The 16,517-nt window shown below is 54.5% G+C and carries 13 protein-coding genes and 1 pseudogene; 6 read left to right on the top strand and 8 right to left on the bottom strand.

The window, feature by feature from the left end; translation table 11 throughout:
* Positions 1 to 442: 442 nt before the first annotated feature.
* The 6 genes and pseudogenes from AC6ROY_RS02315 to AC6ROY_RS02290 all read left to right on the top strand — a co-directional run bounded on the left by AC6ROY_RS02315 (position 443) and on the right by AC6ROY_RS02290 (position 4,780).
* A complete protein-coding gene (locus AC6ROY_RS02315) occupies positions 443 to 868 on the top strand; it encodes a YwrJ family protein (RefSeq protein WP_500098646.1) in 426 nt (141 codons plus the stop codon).
* A 119-nt stretch (positions 869 to 987) separates the two neighbouring features.
* Complete coding sequence (locus AC6ROY_RS02310; RefSeq protein WP_500098344.1) at positions 988 to 1,140, top strand: hypothetical protein; 153 nt, start codon at positions 988 to 990, stop codon at positions 1,138 to 1,140.
* 38 nt (positions 1,141 to 1,178) lie between these two features.
* Positions 1,179 to 2,551: pseudogene (locus AC6ROY_RS02305) on the top strand (arsenic transporter).
* Positions 2,552 to 2,720: 169 nt separating this feature from the next.
* The gene (locus AC6ROY_RS02300; RefSeq protein WP_500098343.1) at positions 2,721 to 3,308 is read left to right on the top strand and encodes a hypothetical protein; all 588 of its coding nucleotides are present in this window, start codon (positions 2,721 to 2,723) and stop codon (positions 3,306 to 3,308) included.
* Between the two features lie 342 nt (positions 3,309 to 3,650).
* Positions 3,651 to 4,391: a hypothetical protein gene (locus AC6ROY_RS02295; RefSeq protein ID WP_500098342.1), complete on the top strand. Its 741-nt coding sequence runs from the start codon at positions 3,651 to 3,653 to the stop codon at positions 4,389 to 4,391.
* Between the two features lie 104 nt (positions 4,392 to 4,495).
* Positions 4,496 to 4,780, top strand: a complete 285-nt coding sequence (locus AC6ROY_RS02290) for a hypothetical protein (protein WP_500098341.1) — start codon at positions 4,496 to 4,498, stop codon at positions 4,778 to 4,780.
* Positions 4,781 to 5,010: 230 nt separating this feature from the next.
* On the opposite strand, the gene AC6ROY_RS02285 is transcribed toward AC6ROY_RS02290, so the two are convergent.
* From AC6ROY_RS02285 to AC6ROY_RS02250, 8 genes are all read right to left on the bottom strand, one after another.
* A complete protein-coding gene (locus tag AC6ROY_RS02285; RefSeq protein ID WP_500098340.1) occupies positions 5,011 to 6,078 on the bottom strand; it encodes an RCC1 domain-containing protein in 1,068 nt (355 codons plus the stop codon).
* 170 nt (positions 6,079 to 6,248) lie between these two features.
* On the bottom strand, positions 6,249 to 8,378 hold the full coding sequence (locus AC6ROY_RS02280) for an S-layer homology domain-containing protein (protein WP_500098339.1): 2,130 nt from the start codon (positions 8,376 to 8,378) through the stop codon (positions 6,249 to 6,251).
* Positions 8,362 to 10,218 carry a glycosyltransferase family 2 protein gene (locus AC6ROY_RS02275; RefSeq protein WP_500098338.1) on the bottom strand — a complete coding sequence of 619 codons (1,857 nt, stop codon included), beginning with the start codon at positions 10,216 to 10,218 and terminating at the stop codon, positions 8,362 to 8,364. The genes AC6ROY_RS02280 and AC6ROY_RS02275 overlap by 17 nt, the downstream gene beginning before the upstream one ends.
* Positions 10,219 to 11,091: 873 nt before the next feature.
* Entirely contained in the window at positions 11,092 to 12,114 is a 1,023-nt protein-coding gene (locus tag AC6ROY_RS02270) for a LacI family DNA-binding transcriptional regulator (protein WP_500098337.1), read from the bottom strand.
* An 87-nt stretch (positions 12,115 to 12,201) separates the two neighbouring features.
* A complete protein-coding gene (gene iolB, locus AC6ROY_RS02265; protein ID WP_500098336.1) occupies positions 12,202 to 13,017 on the bottom strand; it encodes a 5-deoxy-glucuronate isomerase in 816 nt (271 codons plus the stop codon).
* Between the two features lie 32 nt (positions 13,018 to 13,049).
* Positions 13,050 to 14,096 carry an inositol 2-dehydrogenase gene (gene iolG / locus AC6ROY_RS02260; RefSeq protein ID WP_500098335.1) on the bottom strand — a complete coding sequence of 349 codons (1,047 nt, stop codon included), beginning with the start codon at positions 14,094 to 14,096 and terminating at the stop codon, positions 13,050 to 13,052.
* 22 nt (positions 14,097 to 14,118) lie between these two features.
* Positions 14,119 to 14,982 (bottom strand): class II fructose-1,6-bisphosphate aldolase, encoded by an 864-nt coding sequence (gene fba / locus AC6ROY_RS02255; RefSeq protein ID WP_500098334.1) that lies wholly within the window; start codon positions 14,980 to 14,982, stop codon positions 14,119 to 14,121.
* Between the two features lie 57 nt (positions 14,983 to 15,039).
* Positions 15,040 to 16,485 carry a CoA-acylating methylmalonate-semialdehyde dehydrogenase gene (locus tag AC6ROY_RS02250; RefSeq protein WP_500098332.1) on the bottom strand — a complete coding sequence of 482 codons (1,446 nt, stop codon included), beginning with the start codon at positions 16,483 to 16,485 and terminating at the stop codon, positions 15,040 to 15,042.
* Positions 16,486 to 16,517: the final 32 nt, after the last annotated feature.

Genomic DNA, 16,517 nt, shown 5'->3' with positions numbered 1-16,517 from the left:
GTACAAAGGCCATGCCAATTACATAATTTGTATAAATTATTCTGAAAGAGGAAGGTAGAAAAGGAGGCGGTTCCGACAGTCCCGCCAGAGCTCGTCCCAGGGTTCTGCAGGCGGTGCAGCCAGGGCAGCAAGCAGGCTAACGACGCAACCCGGCAGGCCAGCCGAGGCAAGCATCCTGTAGACAAGCAAGTCCAGCAGCGGCCGTAAAAACGCAAAAAACGGCGGGCAAATGAACAACGTCCTCGTAGCCGGTGCAGGCACTCGTCAGCACAGCGTCAGAGGCCGGGCAGCGGCGGCGACCATCCGTCGGACAGCACGCACACGTACAGCTGTACGCAAATCATCCAAGTGGGACCCGTTCCTGTAAGCTGATCCAGTGATTGGACACTTCGGATAAAGCGTCGCTTTATCCTGATCCGGGAGAGGAGGAATTGCTTTGTCTATGTTGCAGGCCTGGGTCGGTCAAAAGGTTGAATTTGTCCTTTCCGGCAAATCCTTGCCGAATATCGGCCGGCTCGATGATGTCGGCGACGACATCATCGTATATATAAGCGCCAATCGCTATTACTATGTACCGATTATTCATCTGCACAGCATGAAGCTGGCGCCGCAAGAGGAACGGCCCGGAGAGGCAACCGCCGACAAGCAGCAGCTTGCCTTCAAGCCGCCCCAGCTCACGCTGGCCCGCAGCTTCGAGCAGCAGCTCAAAAAAATGGAGGGCCGTATGGTTGTGCTTGACCTGGGCGATGCGCCCGACAAAATCGGCTTTGTCCAATCCGTCGGACGCGGACTGCTCACGCTGCAGACAGCCGGGGGCGAATCCGTTACGTGGAATGTCAGTCATATTAAATCAGCTCATACGCCGTAAGTCTCGCCCGACAGGCTGATCCATTCGATCCACCGGCCGCCCTCTCGGCTGACCCAGAGGCCGAAGGGCTGACGTGTTGAAGAAGCGGCCATGTTGCCGGAATAAAGGAGGGAAAACCGATGGTTATTCTTGCGATTATAACGCTCACCGGCTGGGGGGTATACGCCTTGCTGAATCATCCCGATGAAGCGGCATCCGATTACAATGCCAAACCCGTCGTCGAGCGTATGCCCCAAGAGCGTGAAGCGCTCGCCCGCATGTCCAGTCCTTAACCGGGCCGCACGCATAACCAGGAAATGGAGGTGGATTTATGTCTAATCCCACTGTGACCGCACTGACGCTCACCGTCTTCTTGCTGAGCATGACTTTGATCCTGTGGCGTCCCACAGGACTTCATGAGGCTATACCGGCAGCCGGAGGGGCCTTGCTTGTATTCGGAATCGGCAGTGTCTCCTTGTCCGACCTGCTTGTTATTGGCGAAACCGTCAGGGGCGCGGCCATTACGATTATGGCAACCATTGTGATGGCCATCGTAATGGAAAGCTTCGGCTTCTTCCGCTGGGCGGCCGAAGGGCTTGCCTACCGCGCCCGCGGGTCGGGTATCCGCTTGTACTGGTATGTGAATTTGCTTTGCTTTCTAATGACCTTATTTTTCAACAATGACGGCAGCATTCTCATTACGACGCCGATTTTGCTGCTGCTGGCTTAAAAAACCATCAAAAGCTGCCCTTTCTGCTCTCCGGCGCATTAATTGCAACCGCCTCCAGCGCCCCGATCGGGGTGAGCAATCTCGTCAACATGGTCGCCTTGAAAATTGTCCACATGGACCTGTACACGCATTCCCTGATGATGTTTGTTCCCGCAACGCTTGGCGTGCTGCTGATGTCCGGATTGATGTTTCTGTGCTTCTACCGTCAGCTGCCCAAGGAACTGCCGCGCAGGCTGCCCGGACAGGCGCTGCCTCACCTGACGCCTCATCCGCACGGTTTAAAACAGCATCCTTTCATGAACCCTCCGATGGGACAAGTCGATACCATCAGCAACCGCTCGGCTTTTATGCTGCGGCTGCTCTGCTTTGTGTTCCTGGTCAGAGTCGGCTTGTTTGTCGCTTCGTTCTTCAGCATCCCCGTGGAGCTCGTTGCGGTCGTCGGTTCCCTGCTGCTGCTGCTCGGCTGGCGCTGGGTCCGCTTGAAGATGCCACCCGCGGACATGCTCAAGAAGGTGCCGTGGCATATTTTAATTTTTGCCCTTGGGATGTACATCATGATCTACGGCTTGAACAATATCGGGCTGATTGCTCTGCTTGTGTCGGTCATCGAGCCGATAGCGTCAGGCGATCTACTGAATGCAAGCTTGCTGATGGGCGGCTTCATGTCCGTCATGTCCTTTTTGTTCAACAACCATCCGGCGCTGATGGTCGGCACCTTATCGCTGACCCAGATGCAGCTTGATCCGGTCACGCTGAAAATCATGTATCTCGCCAGTGTAGTCGGCAGCGATATCGGCTCCCTGTTTTTGCCGATCGGCACGCTCGCTTCCCTCATCTGGATGGATATTCTCAAAAAGCACCATGTAAAGGTCACCTGGGACGACTACGTCAAAGTCACCGCGCTTGTCATCCCGCCTACCGTCATTTTCACCCTGATCTGTCTCGCCGTATGGGTGCAATGGTTGTTTGGATAATCGTTGGCTTCACCTTCAAAGCGGCAGCCTATGCACAAGGTCGCCCGAATCGGGGCGGCTTTTTGTTAATTAGTTAGTTTCATAATTTTAATATTTTAGATAGATATTATTCACATTTTCCTCTTTGATATATATAATTTTGTAAACCTATTTCAGAGGTCACACTACAATGATGAAGCAAATATGGCTTGGTTTGATCAAAACCGAGAGTTCAGCTGAACGAAAAGCTCTTTATCGCACAATTAAAAATGATTCTGATTTTCAAATTCTTGAGGATTATGGAAATGAGTCATTTTCCTACACCATCTCCGAGCACAACGAATCATCCGAGTATAAGGAAAAGGTCCGGCAAAAAGCCAACAAGCTCAGAAGCGCTCAGCCCATTGAAAAAAACAATCAGATCGCTTACTACTGTGGATACATGGAAACATGGTTCGCCGATAAACTAACGACGCATACCGAGCTTACCAACAGCGTGACGGTACAAGGTGAACGAATTCATCAGTGGATGAAAGGGACTTCAAGCTATCAAGATTGGGATTCCGTGTACGACGTAACCGATGTGTTCGTCATCGCTTTTGACCATGTAGCCGATCCGTCTACCGAGGTTCGGCTCATTGAAGCTGGCACTGGTGATCCGCGTGAAGCCATTATTACCGCAACCTCTGTAACACTTCCTGTTGCCTGGAAATCTGGGGAAGCAACTTCATGGAGCAAGTTATGGACCGATCTCTGTCGCTGCTCCCCATCTGACTAGCTACAGTCATACTTCATCTGCCAAAGCGTCAATTGCTGGTTATCAAATATCAAAACCTGTACACAGCTGTATAAGCAAGATTCTTTCTTTGACGAACAAGATTTGATTTCGTCTGTTACCTCCGGGGGTACGATTATTTCGATTCTCCAGCTTCTGGAGCAAGACTTTCATACGCTGAACAAGTTGAGTGCTTAAAATTCCCGAGCCAGTTGGCTAACCCTTCTTAATACAACGTTGGCAAATTCCATTGATCGTGAACATCCAGGTTATTTTTTGTATCTTAAAACACTCATCCATATAAACAAATTTTATGGCGCCGACTTCAAGGTAACGAATGACATCTTGGATCAAGCCGCCATTTCCATGTATCACCAACATTCCGCTGGAGCCTCTATTTTTAAGCGCTCTTGCCGAGGTATATCGCTCATTTGGTTATCAACATGTCCAGATCCTTCAAGAAATTCGCGACGATGTAGAGATGCTGTACGAAGTGATTGCGATAAAATCGGACAAATTGATGAAAATATGGAAGATAACTTTTATGGGTTGGCGCTTGCCAAGCTGGTTCACTTTACCTACGATGAGTCCAGCATGAAGGAAATGCTCTCGGCACGCTATCGCATCCTTGTTGAAGATGATACGACTATTCATAGTCCCGAGAACATGAGTGATCTTTATTACCTGCTGCTCAGCTACAAAGCCTTTAAGATGGAAATTAAGCAGCCTGCAGCAATTGCACACAGCATAACAGCGTACATGAAAAACCAATTCGTAGGCGAACAACGCCTGTCCGAAGAGAACTTGCTAAAATTATTAAAGCGTTTGGAGGTAGCAGCAACAGCGCTGCAAGTAATCGGATACCCGATTCCCAAGGAGCTGTACAATCCAATCAGCGAGCTTGCTTCAAAGTTAGACCAGCAACCTGATTTTTATACGCGGATCGACATGACTTCCCTATACAAGCTTCTGCTTCTCGCTGATTTTGCCACAACGTCAAAGGAAGCTGAGATTTCGCAAAAAATTGTAAAAAATTTTGATTCGTTAAAATTTCAAAATGGTTTCAGATCAAATACGATGAGTTGAGAGGACTGTATAGTCCGTATAAACGCCGGGGCTTGGGGATTTATACGAGGCTGTGCTGCTCAGCGCTATGTATGAGGAGTAGCATGAAGAAGCTCTGTCGATCTATGAAAATAATCCTCGTCATGAGCCATTTCGTTCTTCTTGGGGTGTCAGCTATAAAACCATATCCGCATATTAGCGCCCAAGGCTTGGACATACGAACGTATATCGGATTAGAAACTCGTCAATTTAAACAACGTGCAGGAAAAAATGTAACTATTGCCATTGTTGATTCTGGCATAGCGCCGCATCAAGATATTCAGCAAAACAAAATTTTAGCATTTTTCAACAAACTCAAACAATTCCGTGGGATCGCAACACGCTTTGATAAGCTTTCCCGGACTTTTTGAGCTTACCTTTCCTGCTTCGGTGATGATTTGTCGAAATAACCCCATTAAGATGAGTATTCAGACACGCTCTAGAAAGTACGAGATGGAATGCCTGAATACAGGTAGATAGCGTGGATATCGAGAGGAATCGGATCGAGGAGTGCCGTTGAGGCAGGCAAGCTGGAGGCTGTCCCTCAGTCGTTATGACTTTGGAGACAACCTCTTCAGCAAGCCGATCAGTTACATGCTCATTATTCTACAGGCTTCAGAAGCAAGTCAGCCCTTATCGGGAGCCCTTGCTGGGTAACCAGTCGGGAGGAGACCAAGTCTGAACCCCATGTATATACATGTCCGTCAGAGTCTGTAGCAGCTGCTCCGTAGTAGCCTGCAGCCACTTGCTCCGCTAGTAGGCCTTCGATTCTCCCAGGAAGGGCGCGATGCTCACCGATGCTCTCTCCAAGCTGCCCCTGTGCGTTAGAGCCCCACGACCACACCGTCCCATCCTCTAGAAGAGCTAGGCTGTAGTAGGCTCCGGCAGCTGCCTGGGACACGTTCTCCAACCCCTTTACAGGCGTCGGGGAAGTTTGGAGTACCAGAGATCCGTCTCCAAGTTCGCCGAACGCATTGGAGCCCCACGCCATAACATGGCCATCCTCCAAAACAGCCAGGCTGTGGTAATAACCGGCCGATACCGATTTTACTTTAGGAATCGAAGCAATCTTAACCGGTACAGAGGAATTGGTTAGCTCACCCGTTCCCAACTGGCCAAAGGCATTGTTGCCCCATGCCCACAGACTGCCGTCGCGGTCAACAGCCAGGTTGTGGCCGGAGCCGGCAGAAATCGCGACGATATCCTGCAACCCGCTGATCGGCCTCGGGACTGGCCGTGCCGTATACGAGCCGTCACCCAGCTCGCCATTTCCGTTGCTCCCCCAGCTCCAGACGGTGCCGTCCTTCATAAGGGCCAAGCTATGACTAGCTCCTGCCGCTACCTTTTGAACTCCTCCGAGCCCATATACGAGAGCGGGCATCACAAGGTCGCCTTCACCGTCGGTACCAAGCAGCCCGTTGCGGCTGCTGCCCCAAGCCCATACCTTCCCTTCACGGGACAGGGCCAGTACATGACCACCGACCGAAGCCGCCGCTATGTCCTCTAGAATAGGCGATCCGGGCATAGCTTCATCGCTCTTCCAATACCAGAGTCGGCCATCGGCGGCCAGTGCCAGCTTCCGGTCAAAGCCGACTCCGATCGAGGGTTGAACTGCATACGTAGCCTCTGCAATCGTCATGGCTGCAGTCGTATACACCGCTTGCGTCACGGAAGCAGAATAGCCTGATTCTGCAGGGGCGTATTGACTGACTCCGTTAACAGCATGCGCCGGGATTGAACTTGCAATAAAGGCTCCCAACACAGTGCAGGTCATGAGATAGTTTCGTTGCGTAGGGGTCAACAGCTTCCTCTCCTTTCTCGTGCAGATTCGTTTCATATTTATACCTCAGGAACTTGAAGCTTGACGATCGTCATAGAAGCACTTACTGAAGGAGCCAAGGCTGAAGTCAGGGCAACTGCTGAATCGTTGCGCAGCGTAATAACATCCCCGGCGGCCAATGACAAAATAGTCGAGTTGCTGACCTGACCTGTTGCCGTCAGAACAGGAATCACGGTGCTTGGACTGACCGATCCGTTTACAGCAATCGCAAGGGCGGCTCCAATCCCCGCCGTCATCGAGACTCCGTATTGGATTTCATAAAATCCTGACTCAGGCACGATGAATACAGCTGTTCCGGCCGTGTGTGAGATCTTGCTTGTTCCGAGGCTCGGACCATTGTTGGAAAACGAAAAGTCGGAGCCGCCTAATACTGTTGCGTTTACAAGCGTTGCTAACTGATACGAATAAATAGCAGTTTGTGCCGCGCTGCCTCCACCGGATCCGGCAGCTCCGGTAGCTCCAGCTGACCCGGTAGCTCCTTTGGAGACCAGCAAGGTGTAGCTTGGTGAAGTTCCCGGCGTTCCGCTCGGCGAAGCAACTGTTGCCATATATAAGCTGCCGTCATAAGTCACGACCTGAAAAGCTGGATAGCTCAGAGCTGCAACGGAGTCAAACGCTTGCACTCCTGCAAGACCGGCTCCCGTTGCTCCCGTTGCTCCTGTTGCTCCTGTCGGACCCGTAAGTCCCGTCGCTCCCGTTGCTCCTGTCGGACCCGTAAGTCCCGTCGCTCCCGTCGCGCCGATGGCTCCCGTTGCTCCTGTCGGACCCGTAAGTCCCGTCGCTCCCGTTGCGCCGATGGCTCCCGTTGCTCCTGGCGGACCCGTAAGTCCCGTCGCTCCCGTTGCGCCGATGGCTCCCGTTGCTCCTGGCGGACCCGTAAGTCCCGTCGCTCCCGTTGCGCCGATGGCTCCCGTTGCTCCTGGCGGACCCGTAAGTCCCGTCGCTCCCGTTGCGCCGATGGCTCCCGTTGCTCCTGGCGGACCCGTAAGTCCCGTCGCTCCCGTCGCGCCGATGGCTCCCGTTGCTCCTGTCGGACCCGTAAGTCCCGTCGCTCCCACAGCGCCGATGGCTCCCGTTGCTCCTGTCGGGCCCGTAAGTCCCGTCGCTCCCACAGCGCCATCCGAACCATTATCTCCCTTAGGTCCTGCTTCACCTTGATCGCCCTTCTCGCCCTTCTCGCCCTGAGGACCAACTGGACCCACGGCTCCAGCAAGCGGAGCACCTCCGAGCACCTCAACGAAACTGGCCGTGCTTCCGTTATGTATGACGGTAACAAGCTGACCCGGCAAAATATTGGATGAGCCTCCCGCGCCGTAGAGCACGGTTTCCGTATTAAGCGCAAATCTTGCCTGTTGACCCTGGCTACTCAGCAGCTCCAGCGTGTCTCCAGTTGACGAAATGACAGATCCGCGGGTAATACGATCGGAAGGCGAGTCCGTCAAAACCTCAGCGTTGGACAGAATGACCGCAAGCTGTGCGCGTGTCGTCACTTGCTTCGGCTTAAAGGTATTGTCGGGAAATCCGGAAATCACTCTGCGATTAATGCCCGCATTGATGTATCCCTTAGCCCAGTCGGATACGTCGGCAGCATCGGCAAAATTGATCGTCGAGCTTTGGAGAAGCTTGGCCTCGTTCTCTTTGCCTACGCCTCTAAGCACGAGGCGGGTAATCCATTCACGGCTTGCCTGCTCTTTTCCCCATACGACCCCATTGGGCTTTGCTTCCTCGCCCGGTATTACAAGACCGAGCTCCAGCGCCTTCTGTACCCAGCCCTCAGCCCAAGCATCTACGGTAAAGGGAAGATTCTGGCCGCCAGCCTGGGCTTGCTCATAACCCATGAAGCGAAGCACCATCATGACCGCTTCTTGGTTCGTGATCGGGGCATCCGGATTAAACTTGCCAGACTCATCTCCGATCGCTACACCAAGCGCAGTAATTTTGGAAATGTAGCGGTACGCCCACGAAGAATTGTCGATATCGCTGAAGGAAGCCGCATGAACGCTTGAGCTTGCTATGCTTGGCAAAATTGGCGTCAGAAACTGACTCATCAGAACAAGCGCCATCGATCCCTTATAAATCATCTTCGTACGATCAGCCTTGCTTTTTTTCCTGTCATTTCGAATGTTCACTAGTTGTTTCCCCCTGTATATGTGAAGTAAAGTGTTGCTTCAAATAATCTCGGTTAGCCAATACACTCGGATGCTCAGGCACATAGGTCCCGGCAATCTCATTATGCCGGTGAGCCAGCTCGTATTGTCCGAGCCGATCATAGCAGACACACAGCTGCAAATGGGGAAGCCACGTCCACGCAGCGTGATCGAGCCTTGCATTGGACTCTGTCGGTTTAGGAGACTCCGCAGCCAGCTTGTACCAGTTCAGCGCATGCTCAAGCCTACGATCGGCTAACTCCAGCTCGCCCATTTTACAGCAGGCCTCCGCCCGGGGCGGAGCGTAAGCGAACGACTGAACGATCCGCTGCCTGGCCTCCCGCGGTCGCTCCTTCAGGAGCAGCGCTTCCGCAGACCGTAGGCAGGCGAGTATGCAATCCTCCTCCCAGCCGTCCGGCATAGCGAGGAAGAGGTCGTACTGCTCAACCGCTTGCTCCAAGCGACCGTGGTCAAACAGTTCATTCGCATAGTAGAACCGGTCACGCGCGGAGAGATTCCGGCCTTCTTGTAGCATTCCTTCATAAATATGCAGATTGCGCGACGACTGTTGATGCTTTCGGTCGTGTGTAACCGCTATATCGGCGTACAGGACAGTTCCGGACACCTCCAGATACTCATGCACCGCGCCGATCCAGTGGAAGCCGCACGCTCGCTTCACAAGCCGATTACGCCTCAAGCTTGACGTGACCTGGCCGTATGCATCCCGCTCAAGATGATAATGCATTGATACTGCATGAACATGCCAGGGCAGCTGAGATACCACAGCTCGAAGCTTCTCGGCATCCTCAACAAGCAAACAATCGTCTGCATCAAGCCATAGGATATACTCCTTGGCTGCAAGACTAAACGCATAATTTCTGGCCCTTGAGAAGTCATTCACCCAAGCAAAGTCGTAAATGCGATCCGTATATCTCGCAGCAACTTCCTTCGTCCGATCCTCCGAGCCTGTGTCTACAATGACAATCTCATCCACAAGATCCCTTACGCTCGATAAGCAACGATCGAGCGTCGATTCTTCATTTTTGACAATCATGCAGAGACTGATCGTAATCTTGCGAGATGAGCCATACAAGGCTGCCGTAAGGTCCTTTCCCCATTTGGCGATCGCTTTGGCTCGATTCAACGTAAGCCGGTGCGTGTACCAGTCGGGGTCAGAAGGATACAGCGAAGGCGACTCCTGGCGAAACACAAAGCTCCCTTCGGCCAACAGTAAATCATATTGATTTATCAACGCACGGTAGCATAAATCTTCGTCCTCGTAACTCTCGACTTCAAACCGTTCGTCAAATGCCCCCAACTGTTCAAACACACTGCGGCGCACCATCATCAAGTGACTGACCAGCCTTGGAACCCTCGTCCAGCTTCCCGATTTGCCCACCGTAATAGCTTCGGCAAGGTTATCCAGCTGCTTCGGATCATTACTGCAAACAGGAACATGCTGCTCGCCGCTTACGCCATTTAACAAAGGACCGACGATTCCCGCGTTAGGATTCATTTCCATGCATGTCTGCATCTGCGAAAGCCAACCCTTGGTAACCATGACTTGATCGCGAATAAACACCAGCAATTCTCCCGATGACTCAGCCGCTCCCAAATTGTAACCAGCCGCCACACCTTTGCCCTGCTTACTGACCAGCGTACGAACTTCGTAAGCACTGGATATGTAGCTGGGCAATTCATCGGTATCATGCTCCACGACGACGAGTAGCTCATAAGGTATTGTGGTGTATAACCGTATGCGTTCGATGCATGCCACTGTCAGCTTGAAGTGCTGGGCAAGCAGAACAATGCTGATCTTCATTGGCAATCTACCCTTCCAGCGGTTCGTAACTTTTTGTGATCCTTAAGATCTAAATGAGGGGATTTTTCTAATGTTTCAAATGAGTTAAACAGGACCTTTGAACCTACATCACTTAAATATATTAGCAGATTTTGTCGATATTCAGTTACAATCTACAACAAAAAAATCTAAAAAAAAAGTCAAAAAAATTTAATGTTCCGACAACCGTCACAGCATGAAATCCGCTAACCATTCTCACCAGCTGGAAGTACAACGAATCGTCTGAGCATAAGGAAAAGAGCCGGCAAAAGGCCAACAAGCTCAAAAGCGCTCAGCCCATTGAAAAAAACAATCAGATTGCTTGCTCGGGCGGATATTTGAAAACATGGTTTGCCGATAAACTGAGGCGTGTCTTAAAACTCGCTCAAGGGCATCTTTCACCGCCTTTTCGCCCCCTGCTGCGTTACTTTTCCTTGACTTCCCCCCCGTAAGCCTGCGAAAAAGCGCCTTGCATGGAACGAAAATTCGGCAACATCTGCTCCCTGCGGAGTTTTAAGACACACCCTAATCATGCATACCGACCTTACCGACAGCGTGACGGTACAAGGTGAACGAATTCACCAGTGGAGAAAGGGGACTTCAAGCTATCAGGATTGGGATTCCGTGTACGACGTAACCGTTGTATTCGTCATCGCTTTTGACCATGTAGCCGCTAGCTGACAAACCTAACATTTATGTAATTAACCCATTATCACTCTCAAGAAATAGCTCTTTATTTTTAAGAAAAGAGCCTGTAACAAACAGGCCTCTCTCATTGAGCGGCCTGTTTGTTACGATCAGAACGTATAAGTACTTAGCGACGCGCCATAATTCTGAACTTGCATGCTGTCCCTTCTAAGGACTGGAAGCCAGCCGCGCGGTCGATTGTCTGACGATCAGACAGGGCTGCAGCACCGAGCGCAGCGGCTGACTTGGCTCCTCTTCCTTCTTCAGCAGCGCAATCAGCCGGTCGATGGCCAGGCGGCCCATCGTTTCGGTCGGCTGCGAGACGGTCGTCAGCATCGGCGTCGTGACGGTCGCCAAAATCGTATTGTCGAAGCCGACGACCGACAAGTCCTCCGGCACCGACAGCCCCAGCTCCTTCGCGGCCTGCAGCACGCCGATGGCGAGCAGGTCGTTGCAGCAAAACACAGCGGTCGGCCGATCGACACCGTCCAGCAGTAGCCGCGCATGGCGGTCGCCCTCGGCGACGAGATTTTCGCCGCAGGTCATCACCTGCAGTTCCGGCAGCTCCAGCCCGGATTGCTGCATCGCATGGCGGAAGCCGCGAATTCGCTCACGGCTGCTGCTGACCTTCGGATGCTCGGCAAAAATCGCCAGCCGCCGATGGCCCAGCTCCAGCAGATGCTCGGCCGCCAGCGAGCCGCCGGCGAAGTCGTCCACGATGACGGTTCGCAGCTCCAGGTCCTTCAGATGCCGGGCAATCATCAAAAACGGCACCGACTTCGCCAGCAGCGGCTCCAGCACACGCGTATCGTCAACGCCGGTGGCGATAATCATCCCGTCTACCTGCTTCTGCTGCAGCAGATTCAGATAACGCTCGACGCGCTCATCCTTGTTGTCCGTGCTGCACATGACCATGCTGTAGCCGCGCTGATGCCCTTGATCCTCAACCGCCCGCGCCAGCTCGGCGAAAAACGGATTGGAAATATCCGGCACGAGCAAGCCGAGCGTATACGTTTTCTTGCCAGTCAGCGCGGCGGCAATGACGCTTGGCTGGTAGTCCAGCCGCTCCATCACCTGCATAATTTCGTGCCGCCGCTCCTCGCTGATTTTTCCCTTGCCATTAATTACTTGCGACACGGCGGCGATCGAAACGCCCGCCTCGCGCGCAACATCATAAATTGTAGCCCTCATTGGATTCACCGCTTGCCGTTTCTTCCCCTCGTCAGGGAGATGTCTCTCTATTATGGGGAATGAAGAAGCATCATGCAACTGCCAATGTTACGTGCGGGGCGGGGTCATCACCCAGGCATGGTCCGGATCGTTATGGAATTTCCATGTCCGCACCGGACCGGCCATCACGTTCAGGTAATACACCTCGTAGCCCGGAGGAGCGGAAACCGGGTGATACCCCTTTGGCACCAGCACCGTTTCCCCGTTTTGCACGATCAACGTTTCATCAAGCGAACGGTCATCGGTGTACACGCGCTGCACCGCAAAGCCCTGCTCCGGCTGCACGCGGTAGAAATACGTCTCCTCCAGAAACGACTCCTCCGGCAGCGCATCCCGGTCATGCTTGTGCGGCGGGTAGCTGGACCAATGTCCGCTCGGCGTAAATACTTCCACGACCAGCAAGCTGTCCGCAGGCGCCTGCTCCGGCAAAATGTTTTGCACCTGACGCTCCAGGTTGCCGTAGCCGCGCTTCTCCACCCCGACATCGGCCGGGCGGATCAATCGCGCCGGGTACGTGCCTTGGCCGGGCGCCGTGCAAATGCCCAGCTCCAGCTCGGTCAACGCGGTAATTTCGTAGACGTCATCGTTCGGCACATAGACGGAATACGGCGGCGTCTTTTCGAACACACTCATGCGCTCGCCGATTCCGGACCAGCTCTCCTGCTTCGTACGCGCATCCGCCTTGCCGCTGATCAGAACGATGCATACTTCCTGCGTCCCCGTCTCGCGGCGCAGCGTCTGGCCGGCTGCCAGCTTCACGCTCTGGAAGCCGACATACGTCCAGCCTGCCGATTCCGGCGTGACGCTGAGCAGCACGCCTTCCGCATCAGGCTGAGGCGCGGGCTTGATAATAAGCTCGGACATACGGTTTCCTCCTTTTCCTCGTACCTGCTAACTTACACAGCTGCAGTTGAGCCGGCCGCAGACGCCCCGCTCACTTCGCTCAGCCGGACTGGACGTCCCTCGCGCAGCGACAGCTTGGCGGCGCTGGCGATCCGTTCAGCCTGCAGGCCGTCGAAGCCGGTCACCGGCAGCGGCGCTCCGTTCAACAGCGCGTCGATGAAGCAGCGCGCCTCATCCACATAAGCGTCGTTGTAGCGCTCCAGGAAGAAATGCAGCGGTTTGTCGCGCACAACGCCGGCAGCCGTGCTGATTTCAGCCGAGTTCGGATAATCGTTGACGACGGACACATTGCCCTTGGAGCCAAACACCTCGACCCGCTGATCGTAGCCATATACCGCCTGGCGGCTGTTGTCGATCACGCCGAGCGCGCCGTTTGCAAACCGCAGCGTCACAATGGCCGTATCCACATCGCCGTACTCGGCAAACACCGGATTGATCAGCACATGGCCTTGCGCATACACTTCTTCAACCTCGCTGCCAGTCAAATAACGGGCCATATCGAAATCATGAATCATCATATCTATGAAAATGCCGCCGGACACTTTGATATACTCCGCTGGCGGCGGGCTCGGGTCGCGCGAGGTAATCTTGATCAGATGCGGATTGCCGATCGTACCCTGCGCCACATGCTCGCGGACGCGTTTGAAGTTATGATCGAACCGGCGGTTGAAGCCGATCTGCAGTTGAACACCGGCGGCGTCGGCCGCCGCGATCGCCGCTTCCGTCTGGCTCAAGTCCAGACTGACCGGCTTCTCGCAAAAAATATGCTTGCCAGCTTGCGCCGCCGCCTGAATAAGCGGCACATGCGTATCGGTCGACGAGCAGATCAGCACCGCGTCGATGTCCGGGTGTCCGATGACCTGCTGGCTGTCCCGCGTGACTTCCGCGATGCCTCTCGCCTCCGCCCACGCTTCCAGCTCCGGGCCTGCGAACAGGTCGCTGATCGCGACAATCTCAACCTGGGGATGGCGGAGCAAATTGTCCGCATGAATTTTTCCGATCCGGCCTGCGCCGATGATGCCGACTTTCACTGTTTTCATGAAGTCTTCCCTTCCCCTTCTGTTATACCTTGCCGACGCAGCCGAACAGCTCCATTTTGGACCGAACCGCCGCACGGATCGCATCCTTGGCCGGATTCAGATAGTGACGCGGATCGTAAGCGTCCGGATGCTCGTTCAAGTAGCTGCGAATCGCAGTCGTGCAAGCGATCTGGTTGTCGGTGTTGACATTGATTTTGCAGGTGCCCTTGGCGATGGCCAGCAAAATTTCTTCGCGCGGCAAGCCGCTGCCGCCATGCAGCACAAGCGGCAAACCGGTCAGACGCTGAATTTCCTCCATCCGGTCGAAGCCAAGCTTCGGCTGGCCCCGGTAAGGGCCGTGGACCGAGCCAAGCGCGGGCGCCAGACAGTCGATGCCCGTTTCCCGCACGAGACGGACACACTCCTCCGGCACCGCGTACATGCCTTCGGCTTCATCAACGACGATATCGTCCTCGCGTCCGGTGATGCGTCCCAGCTCCGACTCGACGGTCGCGCCGAGCGCATGCGCCGCCTGTACGACCCGCTGCGTGACGGCAATGTTGCTTTCCAGATCCTGATGCGAAGCGTCGATCATCACCGAAGTAAAGCCCGCGTTCAGCGCGCGAATGCAAACCTCATAGCTGGTGCCATGATCAAGATGAAGCGCCACCGGCACGGTGATGCCGTAATAGTCAATCAGCGAGCGGACCATGCCAGCAATGCACGGCAATCCGCCCATATAAGGGATATAAGGCTCGCTGACGCCGAGAATGACCGGCGCCTGCGCTTCCTGGGCTGTCTGCAAAATCGACTGGGTAAATTCCAGGTTGTTCAAGTTAAACTGCCCGACGGCATAGCCGCCCTCCAATGCCTGGAGCAGCATGTCTTTCATGGAAACAAGCTTCATGGGGTTACGTTCAGCTCCTTCAAGCTTCATGGATCGCTGCGGACGACGGGCGGCCGCCTACCAGCGTACCGTCATCATTTTCTTGCGCGTATAGAACTCCACGCCGTCCGTGCCGTTGGCATGCAGATCGCCGAAGAACGACTTCTTCCAGCCCGAGAACGGGAAGAAGGCCATCGGCGCCGGGACGCCGAGATTGACGCCGAGCATACCCGCATCAATCGTTTCGCGGAACTGGCGTGCGTTGGCGCCGCTGCGCGTAAACAGGCAAGCTCCGTTTGCGTACTCCGACTTGTTCGTAAACGCAATCGCTTCCTCCAGCGAATCGACGCGAACGATGGACAGCACCGGCGCAAAAATTTCGTCCTCCCAGATTTTCATGGTGTTCGACACCTGATCGAAAATCGTCGGGCCCACGAAGAAGCCTTCGCCGCCGGTCGCCGCATCCCGGCGTCCGTCGCGAATGAGGATCGCGCCTTCTTTTTCGCCGGTTTCGATGTAGCTCAGCGTCCGCTCCTTGTGCGGTCCGCGAATGACCGGTCCGAGGAACACGCCGTCCTCCATCCCGTTGCCGATCCGCAGCTGATCAGCCGCCTTGACGAGGCGGTTTACCAGCTCATCGCCGATACCGTCAACCGCGACGACAACCGAGCACGCCATGCAGCGCTCGCCCGCCGAGCCGAAGGCCGCGCTAATAATTTCCTTCACCGTCAAGTCGAGGTCAGCGTCCGGCATGACGATCGAGTGGTTTTTCGCGCCGGCCAGCGCTTGTACCCGCTTGCCGTGCGAGCTTGCTTTCGTGTGTACATATTCGGCAACCGCCTTGGAGCCAACGAAGGAAATGGCCTGCACATCCGGATTTTCCAGCAGCCCGTTCACCACATCATGCGCGCCGTGGACAATGTTAAACACGCCGTCCGGCAGCCCGGCTTCCTTCAACAGCTCGGCCAACCGGCCTGCCAGCAGCGGCGTCCGCTCCGACGGCTTCAGCACGAACGTATTGCCGCACGCAATCGCCAGCGGGAACATCCAGCACGGCACCATCATCGGGAAGTTAAACGGCGTGATGCCGCCGACAACGCCGACCGGATACCGGTACATGCCGGACTCCAGGTTGGTTGCAATGTCCGGAAGCTGCTTGCCCATCATCAGCGATGGCGCGCCGGCGGCGAACTCTACGCATTCGATGCCGCGCTGCACTTCGCCGTACGCCTCGGCGTAGCTTTTACCGTTTTCCAGCGTGACAAGCCGCGCCAGCTCCTCCCAATGCTCGACCAGCAGCTGCTGGTATTTGAACATAATGCGCGCGCGGCGAGGTACGGCTACACGGCTCCACGAAGCAAAAGCCTTCTTCGCGACTTCAACAGCGTGATCCACATCCTGGCGGGTCGAATGCGGGACAAGCGCCAGCACTTCCTCCGTCGCCGGGTTGAATACAGGCTCGCTTTGCTCAGATGTGGACGCGATCCATTCGCCGCCCACCCAGTTTTTTAATAAAGTCGTCATGTTGACTTCTCCTCTCCGGGCTTCAAGTTTGC

The sequence above is a fragment of the Paenibacillus sp. sg306046 genome (assembly GCF_059821225.1).
Note: the sequence above shows the minus strand (reverse complement) of the source record. Positions and strands in the feature narration are given on the sequence as shown.

What these genes read in the sequence shown, in the direction of transcription:
- AC6ROY_RS02315 (WP_500098646.1), top strand. Translation starts at nt 443, where the DNA reads ATGTTGCAGGCCTGGGTCGGTCAAAAGGTTGAATTTGTCCTTTCCGGC.
- AC6ROY_RS02310 (WP_500098344.1), top strand. Translation starts at nt 988, where the DNA reads ATGGTTATTCTTGCGATTATAACGCTCACCGGCTGGGGGGTATACGCC.
- AC6ROY_RS02300 (WP_500098343.1), top strand. Translation starts at nt 2,721, where the DNA reads ATGATGAAGCAAATATGGCTTGGTTTGATCAAAACCGAGAGTTCAGCT.
- AC6ROY_RS02290 (WP_500098341.1), top strand. Translation starts at nt 4,496, where the DNA reads ATGAAAATAATCCTCGTCATGAGCCATTTCGTTCTTCTTGGGGTGTCA.
- AC6ROY_RS02275 (WP_500098338.1), bottom strand. Translation starts at nt 10,218, where the DNA reads ATGAAGATCAGCATTGTTCTGCTTGCCCAGCACTTCAAGCTGACAGTG.
- AC6ROY_RS02270 (WP_500098337.1), bottom strand. Translation starts at nt 12,114, where the DNA reads ATGAGGGCTACAATTTATGATGTTGCGCGCGAGGCGGGCGTTTCGATC.
- iolB (WP_500098336.1), bottom strand. Translation starts at nt 13,017, where the DNA reads ATGTCCGAGCTTATTATCAAGCCCGCGCCTCAGCCTGATGCGGAAGGC.
- iolG (WP_500098335.1), bottom strand. Translation starts at nt 14,096, where the DNA reads ATGAAAACAGTGAAAGTCGGCATCATCGGCGCAGGCCGGATCGGAAAA.
- fba (WP_500098334.1), bottom strand. Translation starts at nt 14,982, where the DNA reads ATGAAGCTTGTTTCCATGAAAGACATGCTGCTCCAGGCATTGGAGGGC.
- AC6ROY_RS02250 (WP_500098332.1), bottom strand. Translation starts at nt 16,485, where the DNA reads ATGACGACTTTATTAAAAAACTGGGTGGGCGGCGAATGGATCGCGTCC.